The sequence below is a fragment of the Nonomuraea spiralis genome (genome assembly GCF_014648435.1).
Classification (GTDB): Bacteria; Actinomycetota; Actinomycetes; order Streptosporangiales; family Streptosporangiaceae; genus Nonomuraea; species Nonomuraea spiralis.
On record NZ_BMRC01000010.1, the window covers coordinates 198,974 to 222,730 of the forward strand.

Consider the following 23,757-nt stretch of genomic DNA (forward strand, 5'->3'; position numbering starts at 1 on the left):
GTCACCAGCTCTCGGACTCGTTCAGGAAACGGGCGTGGCCGTCGCGGTAGGCCGTCCAGCGGGCGCGGGTGACGTCGCGCTGGAGGGTACGGGCGGGATCGCCCAGATCGGGGGCGATCACGCCGTCCGGCTCCAGCTCGGAGAACCAGTAGCGCTCGCCGTCGTACAGGAAGTCGACGCAGAAGAACGGGATGGGCAGCCGCTCGTAGAAGTACGCCGTGGCCGCCGCCAGCTCGGGCGGGACCGGCGGGAACTCCATCGTGCCGCCCCTGCTGGCGTTGGCGACCGGCGAGCCCGGCTCGGGGATGCGCTTCATCACGGCGTACGGCACGCCGTCCACGACGTAGACGCGGTAGTCCACGGTGCCGTCGCCCAGGTAGGGCTGGACGACGAGCGTGGTGTCGCCGCCCTGGGCGAGGCTGGCCAGGCCGCGCAGCTCCTCGGAGTCGCGGGCCAGGTTCACCCCGCCGCCGCCGCACCAGCCGGCCGGCTTGACCAGGGCGGGGTAGGTGAGGTTGCCGAGGGCGGCCTCGTACAGGTGCTTGCCGATGTCCGGGCCGGTGCCGAGGCGCAGGGTGGGGATCGGCGGGACGGGCGAGTCGCGCAGGCACAGGATCGTGGCCAGCTTGTCGTTGGCCATCGGCGACAGGGACGGCGGGAACGGCAGGTAGAAGCCGGCCTGCTCCAGCACGGCGTAGAGGGCGTACTGGTTGAACACGTCCATGGACTGGTACGGCAGCGAGTACAGGGCGGTGATGAAGAGCGTGTCCTCGGGGGTGACCGGCTCGCCGTCCACGAACACGCGGGGCTTGCCGGGCTCCAGCGCGTCCACGGTCACCGAGTCCGGGGAGTTCCTGGTCCAGCGCAGGCCCAGCTCGGCGGCGACGTCCTCGTACAGGTCCCAGAAGAACGGGTGCCACATCGCGGTGGCCCGGGTGGACTCCCGGTCGGGGAAGATCCAGCACATGCGGCGCAACGAGGTCATGACTCTCCTTCCGTGCTCGCCCACCAGCGGCGGCCCGGTTCGGGCAGGGTGTCGATCGGGTCGTAGAAGGGGAAGCGGCGGGCCGGGCCGGGCGGCTCCAGACCGATCCCGTGGCTCCTGGTCCAGTACGAGACGCCGCGTTCCCGGTCGTAGGCGGCGGCCTGGTGCACCCAGCGTTTGCCGACGTAGGGCACGTCGCACACGATCCGGGGCGTGGCGTAGCCGGGCAGGTGGCCCATGATGGCCTCCTGGAGGTGCTGCGCCTGGTGGAGCGGGGTACGCCAGTGCTCGGCGTTCGGGATCAGGTCGCAGACGTAGAAGTAGTAGGGCAGGATGCCGGCCTCGCCGTGCAGGGCGAAGCACAGGTCGAGCAGGTCGTGCGGGGTGGCGTTCACGCCGCGCATGAGCACGCCCTGGTTGCGCACGTCCCGCACCCCGGCCTCCAGCAGCGCCCTGGCCGCCTCGGCGACCAGCGGCGTGACCGAGCGCACGTGGTTGGCGTGGGTGTGCACGGCCAGGTTCACCCCGCGGGCGCGGGCGACGGCGGCCACCCGGCCCACGCCCTCGACCACGGCCGGCTGCAACCAGTGTTGCGGCAGGCCGACCAGCGCCTTGGTGGCCAGGCGGATGTCACGTACGGACTCCAGCTCCAGCAGCCGCAGCAGGAACGCCTCCAGCCGCGGCCAGGGCATGTTGGCCAGGTCGCCGCCGGAGACCACCACGTCGCGCACGACGGGCGTGCGCTTGAGGTAGTCCAGCATCAGCTCCTGCCGGTCCACCGGCCTGAGCGCGAGCCTGGCCTTGTCGACCTGCGGCGTCGAGGTGCCGACCAGGTCCATGCGGGTGCAGTGGCCGCAGTACTGCGGGCACGTGGCCAGCAGCTCGGCCAGCACCTTGGTCGGGTAGCGGTGGGTCAGCCCCTCCACCACCCACATCTCGGCCTCGTGCAGGGAGTCCCGCTGGGCACGCGGATGGCTGGGCCAGACCGGGTGCCGGTCGGAGGCGACCGGCAGCAGGTAGCGGCGGACCGGGTTCGCCCGGAACGCCGCCGTGAACGCGGCGGGCCCGGCCGCCTCGTCGGGCGCCATGACGTTGAGGAGCTGGGGCGTGACCAGCGTGGACATGGTGGCGAAGCGGGCGCGGTCGGTGGCCAGGTCTGCGTGGAAGGAGTCCTGGAGCAGGTCGCCGGTCACGGCGCGGAGCTGCGCCGCGTTCCGTACGCAGTGGGCTCGCTGCCACTGGGCGTCGCGCCACTGCGCGTCGGTGACGTCGCGCCAGCCCGGCAGCCGCCGCCAGTCCGGCTCGGCCAGCGCCCGGCGGGCGTAGACATAGGCCCGCGCGGCATCGGACCGGGCTTCGGGACCGGCCGCGCCGGGCCCGGCGGTGGGACGGCCGCCGGGACGGGCGGCGTCGTCGTCGTTCGGGTTCATCCGGCGAACAGCGCCGCGTGCCGGGTGCGGAGCTCGCGCTTGAGCACCTTGCCTGTGGGGCCGAGCGGGTAGTCCTGCTCGGTACGCGCCAGGATCACCGCGGCCAGCGTGGCCAGCCCGGCGTCGGCCAGCGCCTTGTTGGCCTGGTCCCTGACCTCCTCGGCGCCAACGCCGGCGGCCTCGGCCTGCGGCCGGACGACGGCCACGGGCACCTGCCCCTCGGGCCCCGGCACGCCGACGACCGAGCAGTCCTGGACGAGGTCGGCGCAGTCGGCGATGAGCACCTCCTCGACCGGCAGGCTGTAGACCGGCCCGGCCAGGGTGTCGATCACGTCCACGGTGCGGTCGAGGTGGTAGAAGTTGCCCTCGGCGTCCCGGCGGGCGACGTCCCCGGTGAGCCAGTAGCCGTTGAGCTCGAAGCTGCCGGTCAGCCTCGGGTCGTTCCAGTAGCCGGGGGTGCGCGACGGGGTGATCACGCCCAGCAGGCCGACCGTGCCGTCGGGCAGCTCGTTCCCGTTCTCGTCGAGCACCGCGGCCTTGACGACCGCGTCCTGGGCCTTGCCGACGCAGCGGTCGGAACGTGGCGTCTCCGGGGAGGTGACCTGGCCGAACAGCGCCATGCCCATCTCCGAGGAGCCGAGCCCGTCCACGAACTGGGAGCCGGGCAGCGGCTCGCCGGCCGCCTCGCCACGTGGCAGCAGCCACGACCTGATCAGCCCGGCGGGCCGCTCGCCGAGCTGGACCAGGCGCCGGATGTGCCCGAAGTGGGCGCTGTCCCCGGTGTTGAACCAGGAGTGCACCTTGGCCGCGCCCTTGACCGGCAGTTCGCCGGTGGCCAGCTCCACGAACGTACGCGGGAACGAGGCCACCATCGTCGGCTGGAAGACCTCCATGACCGGCTCCACGGCGGCGCGCCGCCAGTCGGACATGATCACGGTCGGCAGCCCGAGCAGCACCGCGGTGAGGAAGTAGCTGAGCCCGCCCGCGTGCGTGTGCGGCATGAGCGACATCAGCCGGTCGTACGGCTCGGCCGGGAAACGTACCATCCGGGGCTGTTTGCCGTCCCAGAAGCTGCGGTGCCCGAGGATGGTCGACTTGGGCGTGCCGGTGGTGCCTGAGGAGTGGATGAGCGCCACGACGTCGTCCGGCTCGTGCCGGTACGGGTACTCGTCCGGCAGGGAGCCCGACGCGGCGTCGTGCGCCCGTACCTCGGCGGCCAGGGCGATGAACCTGGGCCGGGCGCGCGGCGCGTTGCGGTAGGCGAGCTGCAGCCGGGTCGTGTCGTCGGCGACCACGCCCACCACGCCGACGTGCTCCAGGTAACCGGCCATGACGTCGGTCCGCATGGCGTCGTTGACCATCGCGGGGATGGCGCCGAGCGCGGTGAGCGCCAGGAAGTGCAGCAGCGGCTCCAGGCCCTCGGCGACGACGACGCCCACGGGCTCGCCCGGCCGTACGCCGTTGGCGTGGTACCAGGTGGCGTACCTGTCGCGCAGCGCCGCGAGGTCGGTCAGGCTGTGGCCGCGTAAGACGACCTGGCCGCGGTGGTCGTTGTGGTGGCTGTAGACGAAGGGCACGGCCCGGTTCGGGTTGGCCGCGAGCGCGTGGTCGAGGAAGTTGCCCGCGCCGAGGCCGGGCTCGGTCATGAAACCCTGCCGCACGGACAGGGGGGCGATGGGGGTCTGGTCAGTCATGGATGTCCCTCCGTGTCGCTTGGATCTCGGCGGCCACCCGGCGTCCTGAGCGGATGGCGCCTTCCATCAGGCCGAAGAACTCGGTGCTCGTCTCGGTGCCGGCCCAGTGCACCCGCTGGTGGGGGGTGGTCAGCCGCGGGCCGAGCCGGAGCCAGTCGCCCGGCCCGAACAGCGCCGCGTAACAACCCCGGCTGTAGTCCTCGCCGAGCCAGTCGGTGACGTGGACGGCGGTGGGCTCGGGCAGGCCGGGGAACAGCCGGGCGGCCTGGGCCCGCGCCCGCTCCTCCTGCTCGTGCCGGGGCAGCGCGGCGAACGCCCTGGCCTGCGCGCCGGTCACGAACCCGGTCAGCACGCCGGCCGCGCCGTTCGCGGGCGAGTCGTCCACGGTGGACAGCAGGGGGCCGTCCGCGCTGACCGACCATCCCGACAGGCCCTGCTCGCGCCAGAGCGGCGAGGGGTGGACCAGGTGCACCTTGATCGCGCAGCCGGGCGCCGTACGCGGGCCCGACCTCGGCGCGGGCAGCCCCGGCCGGAAGTCGATGGCGTCGGCGAGCCGCGGCGGCACGGCGACGACCACCGCGTCCGCCCTGGTCGTCCCGGTCGCGGTCACCACCTCGGCGCCGGTCGCGTCCTGGTGGATCGCGCGCACCGGCTCGCCGAGGCGCACCCGGTCGCCGAGCCGGGCGGCCAGGCGCAGGCACACCTGGTGCGCGCCGCCGTCGACCCGGTCCTCCTGCGCGCCGCCCTGGAAGGCGTTCAGGTAGCGCAGCCCGCCGCCCGAGCGCAGGTAGAAGGCCAGGTGCAGGACGGACACGTCCGCCGGGTCGGCGGCCATCATCTCGCCGGCGAACAGCGGGAAGAACAGCCGGGCGTCCGGATGCCTGAGGTGTTCCGCGGCCCAGTCCGCGGCGGTCATGGCGTCCAGGCGGGCGGCGTCGGGCGACGACCAGGGGGCGTCGGGGCGTACGGCGGCGGTCAGCTCCTCCAGCGCGTCGAACAGGCCGCCCAGGGCGACCGCCGACAGCGGCGGGAAGCTCCCGGTCCCGGGCTCGCCGCCGAGCGCGAACCTGGCCGCGCCGCCCACGGTGGCCGGGGTGGTCTTCAGGTCCAGCTCGGCCAGCAGGGCCGTCAGCGCGGTGTGCCGCTCCCCCAGGTACGCCGCGCCCGCGTCCACCCAGCCGCCGGGTACGACCTCCAGGCCGTGCGTACGGCCGCCGACCCGGTCCCTGGCCTCGATCACGGTGACCTCGGCGCCACCCGCGACCAGGTCGGCGGCGGCGGTGAGCCCCGCCAGGCCCGCGCCCACGACGACGACGTTCATGCCAGGCTCGCGATCTTCTTCGCCAGCGCGGCCGGGGTGGGCGCGTCGAGGAAGTCGTCGAAGTCCAGCTCGGCGCCGCAGTCGCGGGCGACCGCGCTGAGGACGCGGGTGGCGAGCAGCGAATCCCCACCCAAGACGAAAAAGTCGGAATCATCCGTTATTTCGGGGTTTTCCAGCACGCGCCGGAAGATGTCGGAAACGGCGGTGACTTCCACGTACATGATCTCCTTCAGTTGGTGGTGTAGCGGCGGTGCGAACCGGCCCGGTCGACCTTTCCGCTGGTGGTGTAGGCGAGCTCGGGCACGACGGTGATCCGGCCGGGCACGAGATGGCCCGGCACCCGGTCCCGCAGGTACTCCCGGACCTCGGCGGCCAGCCCCTCCCCGTGCTCGGGCCGGGGCACGACGTACGCGGCGAGCGTGGTGCGGTCGGCGACCGTGACTCCGGCCACCGCCACCGCGCCCACCCCCGGATGGCCGGCGATGTGCGCCTCGACCTCGGCCGGGTCCACCCGGATGCCCCGGATCTTGAGCTCGTGGTCGAGCCGTCCCTCGTGGACGAGCGCCCCGCCCTCGCGCACACCGACCCGGTCGCCGGTGCGGAAGTACCGCCCGGCCCCCGGCTCGGGCGTGACGAAACGCGCGGCGGTCTCCTCCGGCAGCCCCCGATAGCCCAGCGCCAGGGACGGCCCGCCGACCAGCAGCTCGCCCTCGCCGGTGACGCGCTGCACGACGTGCGGGAGCGGCCGGCCGATCGGCGCTCCCGTCTCCCCCGCGGCCAGCGGGCCGTGCAGGTCGATCGCGTGCGTGATGAGCGTGGTCTCGGTGCAGCCGTAGGTGTTGAGCAGGCGGATCCCGGCGGTGTCGAGCGCCCGCCAGTCCGCCAGGCGCGGCGGGCTCACCGCCTCGCCGCCGATGATCACCAGGCGGACGCACGGGGGCGGCGCGGCCCGTTCGTCGGCCAGGTGGCGTACGAGCTCGTGCCAGAACGCCGTGGGCAGGTCCAGCACGGTGACGCGCTCGTCGGCGACCGCGCGCAACATCCGGCGGAACGAGCCCGAACGCGCGCCGTCGTGGAAGACCAGCGCCGCCCCGGCGGTCAGGGCGGGCAGGATCTCCTCCAGGCAGGTGTCCCAGTTCAGCGAGGCGAACTGGAGCACCCGGTCGGCGGGTGTGATCCCGAACAGCTCGCGCAGCTCCCCGGTCACGGCGGAGATCGCCCGCCGGGGCGTCACCACGGGCTTGGGCGCGCCGGTCGAGCCGGAGGTGAACAGGATGTACGCCGGCGCGTCCCCCGCGACGGCCGCGGGCTCCCACGCCGGGCCGTCACCGGGCACACCCCGATCGGGCGGCTCGATCACCCGCACGCCCTCCGGCGCCCACCGGTCCGGCCCGGACGCGATCAGCGTGCGGCAGCCGGCCGCCGCGAGCACCGCCCGGCGCCGGGCCCGCGGGTGCGCCGGGTCGACGGGCACGTACGCGCCGCCCGCCGCCAATGTGCCCAGCAGCGCGGCCACGGTCTCCGGCGTGCGGGAGGCCAGTACGCCCACCGCCCCCGGATCGGGCCCGAGGCGGCGGGCCGTCGCGCGTACCAGGGCGGCCAGCTCGGCGTAGGTGAGGGTGCGGCCGTCGTGGACCAGGGCCGTACGGTCCGGATGGCGTTCGGCCGTCCGGGCGAACTCCTGGAGAACGTCGTGGTGCGGTTCGGACAACGCTGCCTCTTCCCCGGGTGACGCCGCGACGCCGGCTCCGAACCCGCGCGTCTGTCAGCCCGTGTCAAGCGAATGTGGAGCGAACCAAGCGAGATCGCGTTCAGAGTGCAGGAAGGTGCTGCACGGGGGCTTGATGGCGTCAGGATTTCGGCTGTACTGCCTGTCATGTCTGCCGTACGGCGGCCTGCGACGTGGCAAAGGGGAAGAGCGACATGTCCGACAAAACAGAACGAGCGGGTCTGGCGGACGTACTGAAGATCGGGATCCTGGGGGCGGTGCGGGCGTGGCGGGGGCGTCAGGAGATCCCGCTCGGGCCACCCAGGCAGCGGGCGGCGCTGGCCCTGCTGGCGCTGGACGCGGGCCGGCTCGTGTCGGTGAACCGGCTGATCGAGGGCCTGTGGGGCGAACGCCCACCGGCCGGGGCGCCCAACCTCCTCCAGGGGTACGTCTCCCGGCTGCGCCCGGCCCTGGCCGCGGCCGGCGTCACGATCGCCTATCGCCCGCGCGGCTACCAGCTCGGCCTCGACCCCGGGCAGGTGGACGTGCACGAGTTCCGGGCGACGGTCGCGCGGGCGCGGGCCGGGGAGACGGCCGAGCGGCAGGCCGCCGGGCTGCGCCGCGCCCTGGCCCTGTGGCGGGGTGAGCCGCTGACCGGCGTCTCCGGCGGCGAGCTGCTGGACCGGCTCCGGGACGCGCTCGGCGAGGAACGCCTGAGCGCCGTCGAGGAGTGCCTGGACGCCGAGACCCGGGCGGGCCGCGACGCCGTGCTCGTGCCCGAGCTGATCGCGCTGGTCGCCGAGCACCCCTTCCGCGAAGGACTCGTCGGGCTGCTCATGCTGGCGCTGTGCCGGGCCGGCCGCCGCGCGGACGCGCTTGAGCGGTACGAGCGCACCCGCCGCCGCCTCACCGAGGAGCTGGGTCTGGACCCCGGACCCGAGCTGCGGCAACTGCACCAGCGCATCCTGCGCGGGAACGTTCCCCCGATCAGGACACCCGATTCCCGGGAAACGGTGACCCCCGCGCAGTTGCCGGCCAGGCCCGGCCAGTTCACCGGCCGGGCCGCCGAGCTGCGGCTGCTCGACCCGCTCGTGACCGGCGGAGACCCGGCCGCCCGCGGGGTGGCGATCTCGGTGGTGACCGGCGCGGGCGGCGCCGGCAAGACGGCCCTGGCCCTGCACTGGGCCCACCGCAACCGCCACCGTTTCCCGGACGGCCAGCTCTACGTTGACCTGCGCGGGCACTCGGAGGAGCGCCCGCTGCGGCCGATCGAGGCGCTCGGGCAGTTCCTGCGCGGGCTCGGCCTGCCCGCCGAGCGTGTGCCCGGCACGGTGGAGGAGGCCAGCGCGGCCTACCGCAGCCTGCTCGCCGACCGGCGGATGCTGGTGGTGCTGGACAACGCCGGCAGCGAGGAGCAGGTACGCCCGCTGCTGCCCGGCGGCCGGCTCTGCGCCACCCTGATCACCAGCAGGGACCGCCTGGACGGCCTGGTCGCCAGGGACGGCGCGGTCCCCGTACCGCTCGGCATGTTGTCCGCCGGCGAGGCGGTCACGCTGTTCGGCGGGCTGCTCGGCGGCGAACGGCTGGCCGCCGAGCGGGACGCGGCGCTGGAGCTGGCCAGGGCGTGCGGCCGGCTGCCGCTGGCGCTGCGCATCGCCGCCGCCGGCATCCTCGGCCGGCCCGGCGGCGACGCCGGCGGCGACATCTCCGGTCAGGTACGCCGGCTGACCGGCACCCGATTATCGGCCCTGGCCGTCACCGGAGATCCGCACGCGGCCGTGCGCGGCGCGTTCGACCTGTCCTATCACCGCCTGGATCCGGCGGCGCGGCGGCTGTTCCGGCTGCTCGCGCTCGTCCCCGGGCCCACGTTCACCGCCGGGGCGGCCGCCGCGCTGGCCGGGGCCGTACCGGCAGAGGCCGAGCGCCTGCTGTCCGGGCTCGCCGCCGCGCACCTGGTCGAGGAGCCGGAGCCGGGCCGCTACACCTTCCACGACCTCATGCGGGAGTACGCCCGCGAACGCGTGCTGGCCGAGGAGGCCGGACCGGGACGGGCAAGCGCCCTCGACGCGCTGCTGGCCTGGTACCTGCGGATGGTCCGGCAGGCCGGCGACGTCGCCTACCCGCACCTGCTGCGCGCCCCCGCCGACGGCCCGGCCCGCCCGCCCGCCTTCGCCGCCCCCGCCGACGCCCTGGCCTGGCTGGACGCCGAACGCGCCAACCTCGTCGCCGCCGTACGGACCGCCACGGACCACCCGTACGGCTGGCGGCTCATCGACGCGATGAACGGCTACCTCGACCTGACCGGCGGCCAGCCCGGCTGGACGGACGTGCTGCGGGACGCGCGCCGGGCCGCCCGCGCGGCCGGCGACCACCTCGGGCAGGCGGCCGTCGGGCACTGCCTGGCCTCCACGCGCTGGCGGGCGGCCGAACTGACCGAGGCGGTCACCGAGCTGCGGGGCGCGTTCACGGCCGCCGAGCTGGCGGGCTGGCCGGAGGGCAAGCTCGCGGCGCTGGCCGCGCTCGGCGTGGTCCACCTCCAGCAGGGCAGGCTCGGCGCGGCCCGGCGGCTGCTGACCCTGGCCGTGGACGGCTCGCGGCGCGGCTCCTCGGTGGTGGCCGCCCCGCTCGTGGACCTCGGCCTGGCGCTCACCCAGATGGGCCGGCTCGGCGTCGCCGAGGAACGCCTGCGGGAGGCGCTGTCGCTCTGCCGCGACCGCGGGCTGCCGGCGACCGAGGCCGCCGCCCTGGCCAGCCTCGGCGCCGTGTTCCGGCTGACCGGGCGGCTGGGCGAGGCCGTACGGTGCCTGACGGCGGCACGCGGGCTCGGCGCCGCGATCGGCGAGCGTTACCAGGCGGACCTGTGCAGGGAGCTGGCCGACGTGCATCTGGACGCGGGCCGACGGGCCGACGCGCTCGGCTGCGCCGAGGAGGCGCTGCGGCGGGCGCTGGCGGTCGGCGATCCCAAACTGGAGCTCGACGCCCTGCTCGGCCTCGGCCGGATCCGCTGCCAGAGCGATCCGCGGGCGGCCATCGGGCACCTGAGCGCCGCGCTGGAGCGGGCCCGCGGCATCGGCGCCACCGTGGGCCAGGCCGACGCGCTCGTGGGGCTGGCGGTGGCGCGTACCCGCCTGGACGAGCACGCGCCCGCCATGCGCGACACGCTGGCGGGGCTGGCGCTGGCCAGGAAGGCGGGCGCGGTGCTGGTGCAGGGCGCGGCGCTGGCCGCGGGCGCGGAGGCGGCGCTGGCGGCCGGCGACGCGGGCGCGGCCATCGCCTACGCCGCCCGCGCGGCCCGCGTCCACGCCGGCAGCGGCTACAAGCTGGGCGAGGCACGGGCCCTGCTGACCCTGGGACGCGCCCACCGGCACACCGGCGACGAACCGGCCGCCGAACGTTTCCAGGAACGGGCCGGCGACCTGTTCACGGCGGTACTCGACCCCCCACCGGCCCGGCCGGCGAAGATGGCGGCGGGTCTGTGACCGAACCCCTCGAAGGCCCGCGATCAGCGCAGGACGCCGTGCTCGGCGGCCCAGGCGGCGACCTGCGTACGCGAGCCGAAGTTCAGCTTGAGCAGGATGTTGGCGACGTGCCGGGCGGCGGTGGCCGGGCTGATGAACAGCTCCTCGCCGATCGCCCGGTTGGACAGGCCGCGGCTGATCAGCACGACGATCTCCCGCTCGCGCGGCGTGAGCACCGACGCCGGGCCCGCAGGCGGCCTGGACGTGCCCCGGGCCGGCCGTTCGCCCTCCAGGCCGTACCGCAGGGCCTCCTCCTCCGTCATGCCGCCGCCCATCGTCCACCAGAGCTGGACCCGGCCCTCACCGGCCTCGGCACGGGCGCGGGCGAGCAGCGGCTCGGGGGTGGCCGACGTCCAGACGGGCAGCCCGAGCCGGTCCTCCATGGCCTTGGCCGCGGCCCAGAGGCGTACGGCGGGTTCGAGGTCGTCCTGCCCCTCGGCCAGCACGGCCAGCGCGACCAGGGCGGAGATGATCGGCAGGTGCTGCCCCATGGACCGGCTCAGCGTCACGCACCGGGCCAGCCGCGCCCTGGCCGGCTCCGCCTCGCCCTGGCGGGCCAGGACCGTGCCGAGCAGGCCGAGACCGGTCGCGAGGACGGGCTTTGCCCCCATCTCCTGGGCCAGGGCGGCGCACTCCTCCAGGTGACGGCGGGCGCTGTCGAGGTCGCCGAGGAAGTCGGCGAAGCGGCCCAGCTCCAGGCGGGCCCTGGTGACGCCCCACAGGTGGCCGAACCGGGTGTAGACCGCGACCGCCTCCTCGCCCCTGGCCAGCGACTCGCGCCGCTGGCCGTGGAAGGCGGCGACCCCGGACAGCAGCAGCCGGGCCGCGCCCTCGATCCAGCCGTTGCCGGCGAGCAGGGCCAGCTTCAGCGCCTCCTCACCGCGCTCGGCGGCCAGGGCGAGGTCGCCCTTGGTGCCCTCGTACATGCCGGCGATCACGAGGGTGAAGGCCAGCATGAAGTCGTCGTCGATGCCGCGGCGCAGTTCGAGGGCGCGGGCGGCCGAGTCGCCGCAGGCGGCGGCGTCCTGCTGCTCGTAGGCCAGGTTGGCGTGGTGGAGCAGCGCCTCGGCGGTCAGGTCGTCGAGGGGGCGGGCGGCGGGGAGCGCGAGCAGGCTCTCGTACCAGCGGCGGCCCTCGGTCAGCTCGCCGAACCCGACCCACAGCGGCATGTAGCCGCACGCGAGCCGCAGGCCCGGCTCGGCCAGACCGGACTCGACGGCCCAGGACAGCGCCTCGCGGGTGTTGCCGAGGAGGTCCTGGAGCGCGAGCAGCCGGGCGTAACGGTCGGGCCAGGCCAGGCCGGGCGTGGCCCACACGTCGCGGCCGAGCCGGTGGGCGAGGTCGGCCAGGCCGTGGAGCAGCCGGTCGCGCATGGCCCGGGTCTCGCCCGCCGACTCCAGCTTCCCGGCGGCGAACTGGCGGGCCGACTCCAGCAGCCGGTAGCACGATCTGCCCTGGTCGAACAGGACGAGCGACTTGTCGACCAGGCCGCTCAGCACGTCGAGGACCTGGGCGGCGGCCAGGCTCGGCCCCGCGCAGACGGCCTCGGCCAGATCGAGGGTGAACGGCCCGCTGAACACCGCGAGCCGGCGGAAGAGCACCTGCTCCCGCGGCGCGAGCAGGTCGTGGCTCCATTCGAGGGTGGCCAGCAGGGTACGCTGCCGGGCCGGCGCCGTACGGCCGCTCGCCGTCAGCAGCCGGAACCGGTCGTCGACCCGGGCGGAGATCTGGCCGGGCGACATGGCGACCGTCCTGGCCGCGGCCAGCTCCAGCGCCAGCGGCAGGCCGTCGAGCGCGTGACAGAGCCGGGCGATGTCGCGGGCGTTGGCCGCGGTGACCGCGAGCCCCGACCCGGCCGCCCGCGCCCGGTCGAGGAAGAGCTGCACGGACTCGACCCGTTCGAGCTCCTCGGCCGCCTCCGCCGGGCCGGGCAGCGCCAGCGGCGGCACCCGCCACACCAGCTCGCCGGGGATCTTCAGCGGCTCCCTGCTGGTCACCAGCAGCCGGAGGTCCGGGCACGAGGTCAGCAGCCGTTCGGCCAGCTCGGCGCACGCCTCGACCAGGTGCTCGCAGTTGTCCAGCACGAGCAGCAGCTTCTTGCCGCGCAGGAAGTCGACCAGCGTGTCGAGCAGCGGCCGCACGCCCTCCTCGTGCACGCCCAGCACCTTGGTGACCTCGTGGACCAGCAGGTCGGCGCGGGTCAGCCTGGACAACTCGGCCAGCCGCACCCCGCCGGGGAAGGACGGCGCCAGCCGGGCGGCGATCTGCAGCGCGCACCGGGTCTTGCCCGTGCCCCCGACCCCGCTGAGCGTCAGCAACCTGACCTCGCCGACCAGCCCGCACAACTCCTCAAGGTCCCGCTCCCGCCCGATGAACCTGTCGGGCTCGGCGGGCAGGTTGTGTCTGAGCAACGTCACCATGATCCTCATGTGTCTGGATCCCCGAGTTCGCACCCAGTGTGACACCGCCCTCACGATGTGTCAGAGATTTGCCTCAAGCGCGCGGTCGGGCGCGCGGACGGGGACGACCCGCAGCCGTTCGTCGATCAGCAGGGTGACGCCGTGCCCGGCGATGATCCGGCGGCACTCGGCGGGGTCCGGCTCGTGGGCCGCGACCAGCCGCGCCCCGGCGCCGAGCACCATGTTGTACGCGCGCAGGTCGGCCCCGGCGACCAGCGCGACGTCGTCGGCCGCCACCAGGCGGGCGGTGCTGAGCCGGGCGGTGGGCGCGACCGGCCCGTCGGCGCCGAGCAGGCTGTCGAAGCCGGCCGTGCCGGGGACGCCGGTGAAGGAGTAGACCTGCCGGATGTTGGCCTCCTGGGCGATCGCGTCGGCGTCGTCCCGGTCGGTGATCATGATGCGCGCGCCGACGGCGGCCGGTCCGCCGGGGATGGACACGACCACGCCGCCCGCGGCCAGGACGGCGTACCCGGCGACGGGGAGGTGGCAGCCGCCGCGCAGCAGCACGACCACGGGGTCGCCCGGACGCAGGCCCCGCCGCCGCAGGCCCTGGGCGGCCTGGCGGGCGCGGACGGCCAGCGTGCCGTAGGTGAGCGTCGCGCCGCCCGCGGCCTCGGTGACCGCCACGCGCGGGCCGAGCGCGGCCGCCCGCAGCAGGACCGCCTCCGTCCAACCAGTCATGGCCCCCACGCTAGGAAGCGGGCGGGTGGGGAGGCATGCTCCAGAGTGTGTAACCGGGTGTGTAGTCCGGCCGCCCATACCCGATTCCGCATGGCTTGAGCCCGCGAGGCAGCGGCGTGCGTACCTCCTGTCGGCAGATCCCGGTTCCGGTTTCGGAGGTACGTCATGCACCGCAGAGTCGTCCTGCTCTCCGTCGTCGCGCTCACCGTCGCGGGCGCGCCGGCCCCCGCACAGGCCGGGACCACGGCGGACCGCGGGCCCGTGGGCTGGTCGGGGGCCGGCTCGTCGGCCGAGCGCAGGACCGTCATGGACTACTGGACGCCGGAGCGCATGCGCGCGGCCAGGCCGCTGTCGGCGCCCGAGCCGCGCCGCGGCACGTCCGGCGAGCCCACGCAGGGCACCCCCTGGGCGGCCCGCGGCGTCGCGGCCACCCGCCGGATCACGACCTCCTCGTGGACCGGGAGCGCGGCGGCGACCACCCGGCAGGCCGCGCCGTCCCAGGACAGCAAGGGCCAGACGTGGGCCGACGGCGGCGGCGTCGCGCGTACGGTCGGCCGCGTCTTCTTCACCACCGCCCAGGGACGTACGGCCTCCTGCTCGGGCACCGCCGTGACCAGCGCGAACCAGAGCGTCGTGCTGACCGCGGGACACTGCGTCAAGGCGGACGGCGCCGCCCACCGCAACTGGGTGTTCGTCCCGGGCTTCGACGACGGCCGCCGCCCGTTCGGCACGTGGGTGGCCACGCGGCTGCTGACCACCCAGCAGTGGAACGCCCGCGAGGACATCAACTTCGACGTCGCCGCCGCCGTGGTCGCGCCGTTGCAGGGCCGTACGCTGACCGACGTGGTCGGCGGGCAGGGCGTGGCCTTCAACCAGCCCGTCGGACGGCAGTTGTTCTCCTTCGGCTACCCGGCCGCCGCGCCGTTCGACGGGTCCGACCTGACGTTCTGCAGCGGGCGCGGGTTCAAGGACCCGGTCAGGACGCAGGACCAGGGGCTGCGCTGCGCGATGACCGGCGGGTCGAGCGGCGGGCCGTGGTTCCAGGGCTTCGACACCTCCACCGGCCTCGGCTGGCTGAACTCCGTCAACAGCTTCAAGTACGACTTCGCCCCCGACTTCATGTTCGGCCCCTTCTTCGGGAACGAGGCCATGGCCGTCTACCAGGCCGCGCAGCGCTCCGGGGCCGCCTGAGGACCGTCCGCCCGGAAGAAGTCTCCTCGTACGCGTAATGCGCGCCGGGGTTCTCCTCGATTACCAGTCAGCGGAATCGGGCCGTACGGGGACGGCACGGGGAGGACCCGGGGTGGGTGGCGCTCCGGGCGGTTCGGTCACCCGGCACGCCGGCGGTCCAGCGGGACCCATGGCGCCGGTCGGCCCGTTCGACCCTGAGGACGGCTGTGGAGACTGACCTCGTCATCGCCCGCGGCGGGTCCTGGCCGGGCCGCGCGACGGCGGACGCCGTCCCTTCCGTTCCGTCCGGCCGGTATTCGGAGGGCGGGGCGGGCGCTCTGATCCGGCGCACGCACGCCATCGCGCCGACAGGCGACTACCGGGGGACCGCGGTGACCAACCATGCCCATGACGCCGGCCCACACCTCCACCTGTCCTCCGCCCACCTGCCCCCTGCCCACCTGCCCCGGCCCCCTTTGACCTGGGCCCCTTTGACGTGGGCCCCGTTCGCGCCGGTCCTGGGCCGGTGCCGGTGACCACCCGTCCGGCCCCCGCGCGCAGCCGCGGCCGGGCGTCGTGTCCGGGCCTCTCGTGAGCTCGGTGGGGGCGGCCGTGCCCCGCCCGGCGGCGATGGTACGGCTGCTCGCGGGACGCGGCGCCTTCAGGGCCGGCACGCAGGTGGCCGCGGCGGCGCCGGCGACCGTCTGGGACGGGCCCGCGTTCGGCCACTACGCCGCCGCCCTCGGCCTGTGCGCGTGGCTGCTCCTGGTCGCGGACGCCCCCGAGAAGGCGGCGCTGAAGACGCTGGCCCGGGTCAGCCGGATCGGCCCGGCGGTGGCCAGGCTGACGCTGGTCATGGCGGCCGCGCCGGTGCTGGTGCTGCTGGCGGTGCTCGTCCCCGTCGCGGTGACCGCGCCGCTGTCGGCGGCGACCCTCTACCTCGCGGCCGGAGCCTGGTCGGCCTGCACCGGCCTGCTGATGGCGGTCTCCGGCCTGCACCGCGTACGCGGCCGGCCGGCTCTGGACTCGACGGCCTTCGGGGCGAGCGGCGGCGTGGTGCTCGCCGTCACCGCCGCCACCTTGTGGATCGGCTGGCCGCCCCAGGCGCACCTGCTGCTCGTCCTGGCCGGGATGGTCGCGGTCACCTGCGCCGCCCTCGCGGCACTCCCCCGCGACTGGCTGCGCCCCCCGCCGTCCCCCGCCGCCGTCGGAGGCGCGGGCGGAGGCGGAGGCGCCGTCGGAGGCGGCGTCGGAGGCGGCGTCGGAGGCGAAGGCGGGCGGCGGCGGTTGCTGCGGCCCATGGTGCGGGCCACCTGGCTGCTGGGGGTCGCCGATCTGTGCGACACGCTCTGCTTCGCCGTCGTGTACCTGGTGCTGGCCGTCTCGGGGCGGACGGATCAGAGCGGTGTGCTCTACCTCGCGCTGCTTCCGGCCGTCGCGGTCTGCCAGCTCGCGATCTACCTGCTGCGGGTCGCGCAGCCCGCGACCTCACGCCGCCTGCGCGGCCCCGGCGGGCGGGCCGGCCGGGCCCGTGCCGTACGGCTGCTGCGCCGGGCCGAACGGGCGGGGGCCGCCGTCGCCGCCGTCCTCGCCTGCGCCGCGCCGCTCGCCTGGACCCGGGCGGACGACGGGGTGCCGGTGGCGGTGCTCGGGGCGCTCGTGGGCGTCGTGCTGGTGTTGTTCCTGACCGTCATGTACGCGGCCTACCTGGTCGAGAACACCAACAACGACGTGCTCGCCGTGACCTCGGCGGGCGCGTTCGCCGGACTGGTGGCCACCGTTCTGCTGGGCGTCGCCGTCGTGCCGTGGCTGGGCGCGGCCGGCGGTGTGGCGGCGCTCGCCCTGGCCGTTCCCGTCAAGGCCCATGTGATGCGCCGGATGCTGATCTCGCGAAATTCGGAGTGACGACATGTACGTACTGGGCATCTCCCGGGTGCACGACTCTGCGGCGGCGCTGGTGCGCGACGGCGAGATCGTGGCGTTGGCCGAGGAGGAGCGTTTCACCCGGGTCAGGCACGACTGCCGGCTCCCCCGCCGGGCGGTCGCGTACTGCCTGGAGCAGGCCGGGATCGGCATGGACGAGGTGGACCACGTGGCCTTCGCCGGCCCGTTGGGCGACACGCCCTCCTGCGAGGCCGGGTACGAGGTGCATCTCGTGGACCTGCACCGCGCGTACGCGGCGGGGGCCTTCTACCCCGGCCCGTTCGACTCCGCCGCCGTGCTGACGATGGACGGGACCGGCACCTGCCTGGCCGCCGCCGACGGGAGCCGGATCACGGACCTGGCCCGGATCGGCCCCCCGCACTCCCTCGGCACCCTGTACGGCGCGGTCACCGCTTACCTCGGCTTCCGCCCCGGCCTGGACGAGGACAAGGTGATGGGCCTGGCCGCGTACGGGAGCGACACGTACGCGCAGCCCTTCGCCGACCTGCTGCGCCTGACCCCGGACGGCGGCTACGAGCTGGACCTGAGCTGGTTCGCGCGGGACGACGGCGGCGGGCACACGGTGTCGGCCAGGTTCCTGGACGTGTTCGGCCCCCCGAGACCACCGAGACCGCCGACCCGTGCGACCCCCGAGGACCCCGTCCCCCAGCACTACATGGACATCGCCTACGCCCTCCAGGGCACGCTGGAGCGGGCCGGGCTGCACCTGGCCCGCCGGCTGCGCGACAGCACCGGAGCGACCCGGCTCGCGGTCGCCGGCGACGTGGCCCTGAACCCCATGCTGAACGGCCGCATCCTGGCGGAGTCCGGCTTCGAGGAGCTGTCCGCCCAGCCGGCCGCCGCCTCGCTCGGCGCGGCGCTGGAGGTGAGCGTCGGCCGGTTCGGACGTCCGCGCCCGGCGGGCGGCAACGTCTTCGCCGGGCCCGGCTTCCCCGAGGAACGTATGGAGAAGGCGCTGCGCGACGCGGGCCTGGACTACCGGCGTACCGGCGACGTCGCGGGGCAGGCCGCCGCGCGCATCGCCGACGGGCTGATCGTGGGCTGGTTCCAGGGGCGGATGGAGTGCGGGCCGCGGGCCCTCGGCAACCGGTCGCTGCTGGCCGACCCGCGCGACCCCGCGTCCAGGACGCGGATGAACGAGCGGGTCAAGCACCGGGAGGCGTTCCGGCCGTGCGCGCCGTCGTGCCTGGCCGAGCGGGCCAGGGACTACTTCACCGGCGATCATCCCTCGCCGGTCATGCTGCTCGGGTTCGACGTGCTGGACCACCGCCGCGGTGAGGTGCCCGCGATCACCCACGTGGACGGCAGCGCCCGCCTGCAGACGGTGAGCCGTGCCGCCAACCCGCTCTACCACGGGCTGATCAGCCGCTTCGAGGAGCTGACCGGCGTGCCGCTGCTGGCCAACGCCGCGTTCTGCGACGACGACGAGCCGATCGTGTGCACCCCCGAGGAGGCCGTCGCCTGCTACCTCAGGACGGACGCCGACGCGCTGGCGCTCGGCCCGTTCTGGACCGAGAAGCCGCACGGCGATCTGTGGGAGGCACGATGAGCGGGACGAGGTCCCTGGTGGTGCTCGGGGCCGCGGACGGCTCGCTGTCCACCTACCGGGCGGCGGCCGCGATGGGCCTGCGGACGATCGCGGTCGACCGCTCGCCGGACGCCCCCGGCGTCGCGCTCGCCGACGAGTACCTCCAGGTCAGCACGCACGACGCGGCGGCGGTCACGGCCGCGCTCGCCGGGCGTTCCGACCTGGCGGGCGTGGTCGCGCCCTCCAGCGACGTCGCGGTGCCCGCGCTGCGGGCGGTGGCGGAGGCGTACGGGCTGCCGGCGCGGTTGTCGGAGACGGCGGCGCGGGCGTCGGTGGACAAGTGGGTGCTGCGCGGCATCCTCGACGAGCTGGGTGTGTCGTCCTATCCCTGGATCATCGGCGACGACCCGGCCGACCTGGTGGCACGGGCACGCGGGATGCGCTTCCCCGTGGTCGTCAAGCCCGCCGACGCGCAGAGCGGGCGCGGGGTGAGCAGGTGCGCCGCCCCCGGTGACGTGCCCGCCGCCGTCGAGGAGGCCCGGCGCAGCTCGTACGGCGGGCTGGTGATGGTCGAGGAGGAGATCCGCGGGACCCTGTGCAACTGCGAGTGCGTCGTGGACGAGGGGCGCGTGGTGTTCGTGGCGACGAGCCTCCAGGAGGTGAGCCCGCCGCCGCTGGTGCTGACCATGAGCCGCCAGATGCCGGCCGGGCTGCCCGCCGGCGTCCTGGACACCACCCGCTCGATCATGGACAAGGTCTGCAGCCGCCTGGACTACCGGCGCGGCCCGCTGAACCTCGACCTGATCGTCACCCCCGACGGCCGGCCGTACGTCATCGAGCTGGGACTGCGCACGGGCGGCAACGGCACCGACGACATGGTCAGGCTCTGCCACGGCGTCGATCCCGTACGGGCCGCCGTACAGGCCGCGGTCGGCCTGCCGATCGAGCTGCGGCCGCACCGGCCCCGGCCGGTCCTGTGGCGGGTGCTGACCGCCGGGCACGAGGGCGAGCTGGTCTCGGTGACCGGCGCGGCGGCGGCCAGGGCGCTGCCGCAGGTGGCCGAGCTGGTCCTGCTGGCCCGCCCGGGGCAGCGGGTGCGTCCCTACCGCGACGTCTCCGACCGGCTCGGCTGGTACGTCGTGCACGCGGACACCCCGGAGGAGCTGGACGCGGCGGCCGCCGCCGTGACGCGTGCGCTGCGCTTCGAGGTGCGGGGCGATGTACAGCGTTGACGTGCTCGGCTCGATCGGCGAGGTGGGGGCCCGGGAGTGGGACGCGCTCGCCGACGGCGTGCCGTTCGTCCGGCATCGCTGGCTGGGCCTGGCCGAGCGGGTCCTGGCCGAGCACCGGCCCCGCTACCTGCTGGTCCGCAAGGACGGCGGGCTCGTGGCGGCCGCGGTGTGCGCGCTGGAGCACCGGCTGCACAACCCGGTGCTGGAGTCGCGGTTCGGGCGGCTGACCAGGCGGTGGCCGTTCCTCCAGGTGCAGGCGCCGATGACGGCGACGTCCGGGCTGCTGGGCGGCGAGGGGCCGCAGCGGCGGGTGCTGCTGCGTGCGATCCGGTCCCTGGTCAGGAGCGAGCGGCTGCTGTTCTGCGTCGTCGACCACCTGCCGTACGCCGCCGGGCAGCCGGGCTACTGCCGGCTGGGCTGGCTGCCGGAGACGCTGCTGGACCTGACGTGGCCGTCGTTCGAGGCGTACCTGGACCACCTGCCGCGCAAACGGCGGGCCGAGTTGCGGCGTACGCAGCGGCGGGCCGAGCGGGAGGGCATCGACGTCCGGCCGCTGGCGGGCGGGGCCGGCGCGGACCTGGACCGGATGGTGGCCGCGGTGGACCGCCGCCACGGCCCGCACGTCTTCTACCGGCCGGGACTGTTCCCCGAGGCGGCCGGCGCCCTGGGCGCGGACCTGACCGTGCTGGCCGCCCACCGGAACGGCACGCCGGCCGGCTGCGTCGCCCTGCTCCGCGACGGCGACGAGCTGGTCGCCCGGTGGATCGGGCGCGACTACGCCGCCACCGAGGGCACCGCCGTCTACCACGCGCTGCTCACGGCGTGCGTACGGGCCGCCGTCGGCTCGGGCGCGCGTACGTTGCGGCTCGGCGGCGCGGCCTACGAGACGAAGAAGCAGTTCGGGGTGCGGCTGGAGCCGCGCAGCCGGTTGTTCGCCGCCCGCAGCGGGTTCGTCACCCGGCTCGTGGGCGGCCTCGGCCACCATCTCGACCCGCCGCAGCTCCCGCCCACGCCAGCCGCCACGTGACCGAGAAAGGACGAGGGCCGGTGCGCGCCTCCTACCTCCCTTCGCTGACCCTGGACGAGTACCTGCGCGTGGTCGCGACCGTCCATCCGCAGTTGCACGCCGTGCTGGACTTCGAACGGCCGGGCGCGGCGCGGGCGCTCGGGGTGCTCGCCGCGACCAGCAGCGAGTTCGACTCCGACCGCGGCGGGCGGGGCGACTCCTACCGCCGGGCGCAGCAGGACGCGCTGGTGCGCTGGACCGGCATCCGGGCCCTGCTCGGCCTGCTCGCCCCCGAGCCGGCGGCCGGGCCGCCGCTGCTGCTCGACGTCCTCGGCGGCGACGGCACGGTCGCGCGGGCGGCCGCCGGGCGGCTCGGCAGCCTGGACTCCAAGCCGACGATCATCACCGGCGACCTGTCCGGCCAGATGGTGGACCGGGCCCTGGCCCAGGGGTTGCCCGCGGTGCGCCAGGCCGCCCAGTTCCTGTTCCTGCGGGCGGAGTCGGTGGACGGGGTGCTGCTGGCGTACGGGACCCATCACATCGACCCGGCGGACCGGCCGCGCGCGGTGGCCGAGGCGGTACGGGTGACGCGGCCGGGCGGCCGGATCGTGCTGCACGACTTCGACGACGACGGTCCGATGGCCGGGTTCTTCGCGGGGGTCGTGCATCCGCACGCGGCGGGCGGGCACGCCTACCGGCACTTCACCCGGTCCGGGCTCGCCGCCCTGTTCGCCGACGCGGGCCTGGCCGTACGGGTGCTCGACCTGTACGACCCGCTGGTCGTACGGGCCGGCGGCGAGCCGGAGGCCAAGGAGCGGATGTGCCGCTACGTAGGCGACATGTACGGCGTGGGCGCCCACTTCGCCGCCCTGGAGGACGTCGAGGCGGCCTGGCGGCTCCTGGAACGGCACTTCGACCACGGGACGCCCCGGCGCTGGGACCCCTCCGTACCGTCCCGCCCCCTCGTCCACCGGCGCGACGGGATGTACGTGGCCGAGGTGCCCAGGATGGCGCTGGTCGCCGTCGCCACGAAACCGGCCGCCCCGGCACGCCGCCTCGGGGATCAGCCGTGACGGGGGTCCGGGGGCGTGGGGTCCGGGGACGCGGCGTCCGGGGTGGGCTCGCCGGCGAAGACGCGTAGCTGGAGCGCCAGTGTGGCGTAGTAGCCGACCAGCGTGGTCAGCTCGAACAGCCCGCGCTCGCCGATCGCCGCCGTGACCGCCCGGTAGTCCTCCTCGCTCAGGGCCCCGGCCCCGGCCAGCTCGCGGGCGGCGTGCACGGCGGCGCGTTCGGCCGTGTCGGCCAGGTCGGGCGGCCGGCCCTCGCGCAGCGCGGTCAGCTCGGCCTCGCTCAGCCCGCAGGCGCGCCCCACGGCCTCGTGCGCGGCGCGTTCGAAGTCGCTGCCCCAGTGGGCGGCCACCACCAGGATCGCCATCTCCCTGACCCGGCCGGACAACGCCGAGCCGTAGCGCACCGCCGCGCCCAGCGCCTGGAGCGCGCCGCCGACCGGCGGGCTCAGCAGCATGGCGTTGAACGGGCCGCGCAGCCGTCCGAGCTCGTCGGTGAGCGGGAAGACCTGGGGCCCCGCCGCCCGGGGGCCGCCCGTGATGGCGCGGTAGACCTCGGCCTGCGCGTCGTCCAGGTCCTCAGGGGGCAGGCCAGGAAGCCGGGCGGTCACCTGGGACCCGCTGGGGGCGGCTCGGCGGTCACGTCTCTCCCTCGGGTGTCCCATGACGCGGTTAGACCCTGCCGGATCACGGAACATCCTAGATCTCTAGCCGTGCGGCCGTCTTGGAGTCCTGACCATGGAGTTCGCCACTCCCCACCGCCCCCGTCGTCCTGGGCGCACGCCATGACCAGAGCGGGGGTGTCCTGGCCGCTGCTGGTCGTGCTCGGCCTGCTGTCCGCGGTGGCGCCGCTGGCCACCGACATGTACCTGCCGGTCTTCACCGACCTGGCCGCCGACCTCGGGACGGGCGCGGCCGGCGTGCAGCTCACGCTGACCGCCTTCCTGGCCGGGCTCGCCCTGGGGCAACTCGTCATCGGGCCGCTGTCCGACCGGTTCGGCCGGCGCGGGCCGATCCTGCTGGCCACCGCGGCGGCCGTGGTCGCCTGCGTCCTGTGCGCGCTCGCGCCGGACGTCCGTACGCTCGTCGTCCTGCGGTTCGTGCACGGGTTCGCCGGGTCGGCTGGCATCGTCATCGGCCGCGCGGTGGCGGCTGACCTGACGACGGGCCGGGCGGCGGCCAGGGTCTTCTCGCTGCTGGCTTCCGTGGTCGGCATCGCGCCCGTCGTGGCGCCGCTCGCCGGTGGCGCGCTGTCACCCGCGGGCTGGCGGGCGGAGTTCTGGGTGATGGCCGGGATCTCGGCCGTGATGCTGGTCGGCTCGGCCCTCGTCGTGCCCGAGTCGTTGCCGCCCGAGCGCCGGCACGCGGGCGGCCTGGCCGAGACCGGGCGGACCGTACGGCGGTTGTTCGCCGACCGGGGCTATGTCGGGTACGTCTTCTCCTTCGCTTTCGGCTTCGGGGGCCTGATGGGGTACATCTCGGCCTCGCCCTTCGTCGTGCAGAACGTGCTGGGCCTGTCCACCCCGGCCTACACGGTGACGTTCGCGGCCAACGCGCTGGGCATGACGCTGACCGGCCTGGCCGGGGCCCGGCTGCTGCGCCGGTTCAGCCCGGAGGGGTTGCTGCGGTCGGGGCAGGCGGCCGTGCTGGGGTTGTCGGCCGTCCTGCTGGTGATGCTGGCCGCCGGGCTGCCCGTCGTGGCGGTGTTGCCGGTGCTGTTCGTGCTGGTGAGCTCGTTCACGCTGATCATGGGGAACGCGGCGGCGCTGACGGTGGGACGGGCGCCGTACGCGACGGGCACGGCGGCGGCCGTGATGGGGGCGCTGCAGTTCGCGCTCGGCGCGCTGGTCTCGCCGCTGGTCGGGCTGGGCGGGGAGGACACCGGGCTGCCGATGGGGGTCACGCTGGTGGTCTGCGCGCTGCTCGGCATCGGCGCCCGGCTGCTCACCCGCGGCCTCCCGGAGACCGGCCCCGCCCCGGCCGAGGCCCCCGCCCGAGGCTGAGGCCATCGGGG

The 23,757-nt window shown here is 75.2% G+C and carries 17 protein-coding genes; 8 read left to right on the top strand and 9 right to left on the bottom strand.

Features of this window, described 5'->3' with window-relative positions; all coding sequences use genetic code 11:
• Position 1: 1 nt before the first annotated feature.
• From IEZ27_RS25475 to IEZ27_RS25500, 6 genes are read right to left on the bottom strand one after another with little or no spacing between them, the layout of a single operon-like run.
• A complete protein-coding gene (locus IEZ27_RS25475; RefSeq protein WP_189649545.1) occupies positions 2 to 985 on the bottom strand; it encodes an ATP-grasp domain-containing protein in 984 nt (327 codons plus the stop codon).
• On the bottom strand, positions 982 to 2,415 hold the full coding sequence (locus tag IEZ27_RS25480; protein WP_229824313.1) for a KamA family radical SAM protein: 1,434 nt from the start codon (positions 2,413 to 2,415) through the stop codon (positions 982 to 984). The genes IEZ27_RS25475 and IEZ27_RS25480 overlap by 4 nt, the downstream gene beginning before the upstream one ends.
• Entirely contained in the window at positions 2,412 to 4,109 is a 1,698-nt protein-coding gene (locus tag IEZ27_RS25485; protein ID WP_189649546.1) for a class I adenylate-forming enzyme family protein, read from the bottom strand. Before IEZ27_RS25485 ends, IEZ27_RS25480 begins: the two co-directional genes overlap by 4 nt.
• Positions 4,102 to 5,430, bottom strand: a complete 1,329-nt coding sequence (locus tag IEZ27_RS25490) for a flavin monoamine oxidase family protein (protein WP_189649547.1) — start codon at positions 5,428 to 5,430, stop codon at positions 4,102 to 4,104. The genes IEZ27_RS25485 and IEZ27_RS25490 overlap by 8 nt, the downstream gene beginning before the upstream one ends.
• A complete protein-coding gene (locus IEZ27_RS25495; RefSeq protein ID WP_125632854.1) occupies positions 5,427 to 5,651 on the bottom strand; it encodes a phosphopantetheine-binding protein in 225 nt (74 codons plus the stop codon). The genes IEZ27_RS25490 and IEZ27_RS25495 overlap by 4 nt, the downstream gene beginning before the upstream one ends.
• 8 nt (positions 5,652 to 5,659) lie before the next feature.
• A complete protein-coding gene (locus IEZ27_RS25500) occupies positions 5,660 to 7,141 on the bottom strand; it encodes an amino acid adenylation domain-containing protein (protein ID WP_189649548.1) in 1,482 nt (493 codons plus the stop codon).
• Positions 7,142 to 7,353: 212 nt separating this feature from the next.
• On the opposite strand from IEZ27_RS25500, the gene IEZ27_RS25505 reads away from it, so the two are divergent.
• On the top strand, positions 7,354 to 10,617 hold the full coding sequence (locus tag IEZ27_RS25505) for an AfsR/SARP family transcriptional regulator (protein ID WP_189649549.1): 3,264 nt from the start codon (positions 7,354 to 7,356) through the stop codon (positions 10,615 to 10,617).
• A gap of 23 nt (positions 10,618 to 10,640) precedes the next feature.
• Here the strand turns inward: IEZ27_RS25505 and IEZ27_RS25510 are convergent, their stop codons facing one another.
• A complete protein-coding gene (locus tag IEZ27_RS25510) occupies positions 10,641 to 13,085 on the bottom strand; it encodes a LuxR C-terminal-related transcriptional regulator (protein WP_189649550.1) in 2,445 nt (814 codons plus the stop codon).
• 51 nt (positions 13,086 to 13,136) lie between these two features.
• Positions 13,137 to 13,796: an AMP-binding protein gene (locus tag IEZ27_RS25515; protein WP_189649551.1), complete on the bottom strand. Its 660-nt coding sequence runs from the start codon at positions 13,794 to 13,796 to the stop codon at positions 13,137 to 13,139.
• Between the two features lie 165 nt (positions 13,797 to 13,961).
• On the opposite strand from IEZ27_RS25515, the gene IEZ27_RS25520 reads away from it, so the two are divergent.
• The 6 genes from IEZ27_RS25520 to IEZ27_RS25545 all read left to right on the top strand — a co-directional run bounded on the left by IEZ27_RS25520 (position 13,962) and on the right by IEZ27_RS25545 (position 21,749).
• Complete coding sequence (locus IEZ27_RS25520; protein WP_189649552.1) at positions 13,962 to 14,987, top strand: trypsin-like serine peptidase; 1,026 nt, start codon at positions 13,962 to 13,964, stop codon at positions 14,985 to 14,987.
• 579 nt (positions 14,988 to 15,566) lie between these two features.
• Entirely contained in the window at positions 15,567 to 16,871 is a 1,305-nt protein-coding gene (locus IEZ27_RS25525; protein WP_189649553.1) for a hypothetical protein, read from the top strand.
• 4 nt (positions 16,872 to 16,875) lie between these two features.
• Positions 16,876 to 18,459 carry a carbamoyltransferase family protein gene (locus tag IEZ27_RS25530; protein ID WP_189649554.1) on the top strand — a complete coding sequence of 528 codons (1,584 nt, stop codon included), beginning with the start codon at positions 16,876 to 16,878 and terminating at the stop codon, positions 18,457 to 18,459.
• The gene (locus tag IEZ27_RS25535) at positions 18,456 to 19,670 is read left to right on the top strand and encodes an ATP-grasp domain-containing protein (protein ID WP_189649555.1); all 1,215 of its coding nucleotides are present in this window, start codon (positions 18,456 to 18,458) and stop codon (positions 19,668 to 19,670) included. The genes IEZ27_RS25530 and IEZ27_RS25535 overlap by 4 nt, the downstream gene beginning before the upstream one ends.
• Positions 19,657 to 20,697, top strand: coding sequence for a GNAT family N-acetyltransferase (locus IEZ27_RS25540; protein WP_189649556.1), 1,041 nt, complete (start codon positions 19,657 to 19,659; stop codon positions 20,695 to 20,697). Before IEZ27_RS25535 ends, IEZ27_RS25540 begins: the two co-directional genes overlap by 14 nt.
• Positions 20,698 to 20,717: 20 nt before the next feature.
• Complete coding sequence (locus tag IEZ27_RS25545) at positions 20,718 to 21,749, top strand: class I SAM-dependent methyltransferase (protein WP_189649557.1); 1,032 nt, start codon at positions 20,718 to 20,720, stop codon at positions 21,747 to 21,749.
• On the opposite strand, the gene IEZ27_RS25550 is transcribed toward IEZ27_RS25545, so the two are convergent.
• Positions 21,740 to 22,354, bottom strand: coding sequence for a carboxymuconolactone decarboxylase family protein (locus tag IEZ27_RS25550; RefSeq protein ID WP_189649558.1), 615 nt, complete (start codon positions 22,352 to 22,354; stop codon positions 21,740 to 21,742). The genes IEZ27_RS25545 and IEZ27_RS25550 overlap by 10 nt on opposite strands.
• A gap of 174 nt (positions 22,355 to 22,528) precedes the next feature.
• Here IEZ27_RS25550 and IEZ27_RS25555 point away from each other — a divergent pair, with 174 nt between their 5' ends.
• Positions 22,529 to 23,746, top strand: a complete 1,218-nt coding sequence (locus tag IEZ27_RS25555) for a multidrug effflux MFS transporter (protein WP_189649559.1) — start codon at positions 22,529 to 22,531, stop codon at positions 23,744 to 23,746.
• Positions 23,747 to 23,757: the final 11 nt, after the last annotated feature.

Excerpts from the sequence above, each read along its gene's own strand:
- IEZ27_RS25475 (WP_189649545.1), bottom strand. The coding sequence starts at position 985 with ATGACCTCGTTGCGCCGCATGTGCTGGATCTTCCCCGACCGGGAGTCC.
- IEZ27_RS25480 (WP_229824313.1), bottom strand. The coding sequence starts at position 2,415 with ATGAACCCGAACGACGACGACGCCGCCCGTCCCGGCGGCCGTCCCACC.
- IEZ27_RS25485 (WP_189649546.1), bottom strand. The coding sequence starts at position 4,109 with ATGACTGACCAGACCCCCATCGCCCCCCTGTCCGTGCGGCAGGGTTTC.
- IEZ27_RS25490 (WP_189649547.1), bottom strand. The coding sequence starts at position 5,430 with ATGAACGTCGTCGTCGTGGGCGCGGGCCTGGCGGGGCTCACCGCCGCC.
- IEZ27_RS25495 (WP_125632854.1), bottom strand. The coding sequence starts at position 5,651 with ATGTACGTGGAAGTCACCGCCGTTTCCGACATCTTCCGGCGCGTGCTG.
- IEZ27_RS25505 (WP_189649549.1), top strand. The coding sequence starts at position 7,354 with ATGTCCGACAAAACAGAACGAGCGGGTCTGGCGGACGTACTGAAGATC.
- IEZ27_RS25510 (WP_189649550.1), bottom strand. The coding sequence starts at position 13,085 with ATGAGGATCATGGTGACGTTGCTCAGACACAACCTGCCCGCCGAGCCC.
- IEZ27_RS25515 (WP_189649551.1), bottom strand. The coding sequence starts at position 13,796 with ATGACTGGTTGGACGGAGGCGGTCCTGCTGCGGGCGGCCGCGCTCGGC.
- IEZ27_RS25520 (WP_189649552.1), top strand. The coding sequence starts at position 13,962 with ATGCACCGCAGAGTCGTCCTGCTCTCCGTCGTCGCGCTCACCGTCGCG.
- IEZ27_RS25530 (WP_189649554.1), top strand. The coding sequence starts at position 16,876 with ATGTACGTACTGGGCATCTCCCGGGTGCACGACTCTGCGGCGGCGCTG.
- IEZ27_RS25535 (WP_189649555.1), top strand. The coding sequence starts at position 18,456 with ATGAGCGGGACGAGGTCCCTGGTGGTGCTCGGGGCCGCGGACGGCTCG.
- IEZ27_RS25540 (WP_189649556.1), top strand. The coding sequence starts at position 19,657 with ATGTACAGCGTTGACGTGCTCGGCTCGATCGGCGAGGTGGGGGCCCGG.
- IEZ27_RS25555 (WP_189649559.1), top strand. The coding sequence starts at position 22,529 with ATGACCAGAGCGGGGGTGTCCTGGCCGCTGCTGGTCGTGCTCGGCCTG.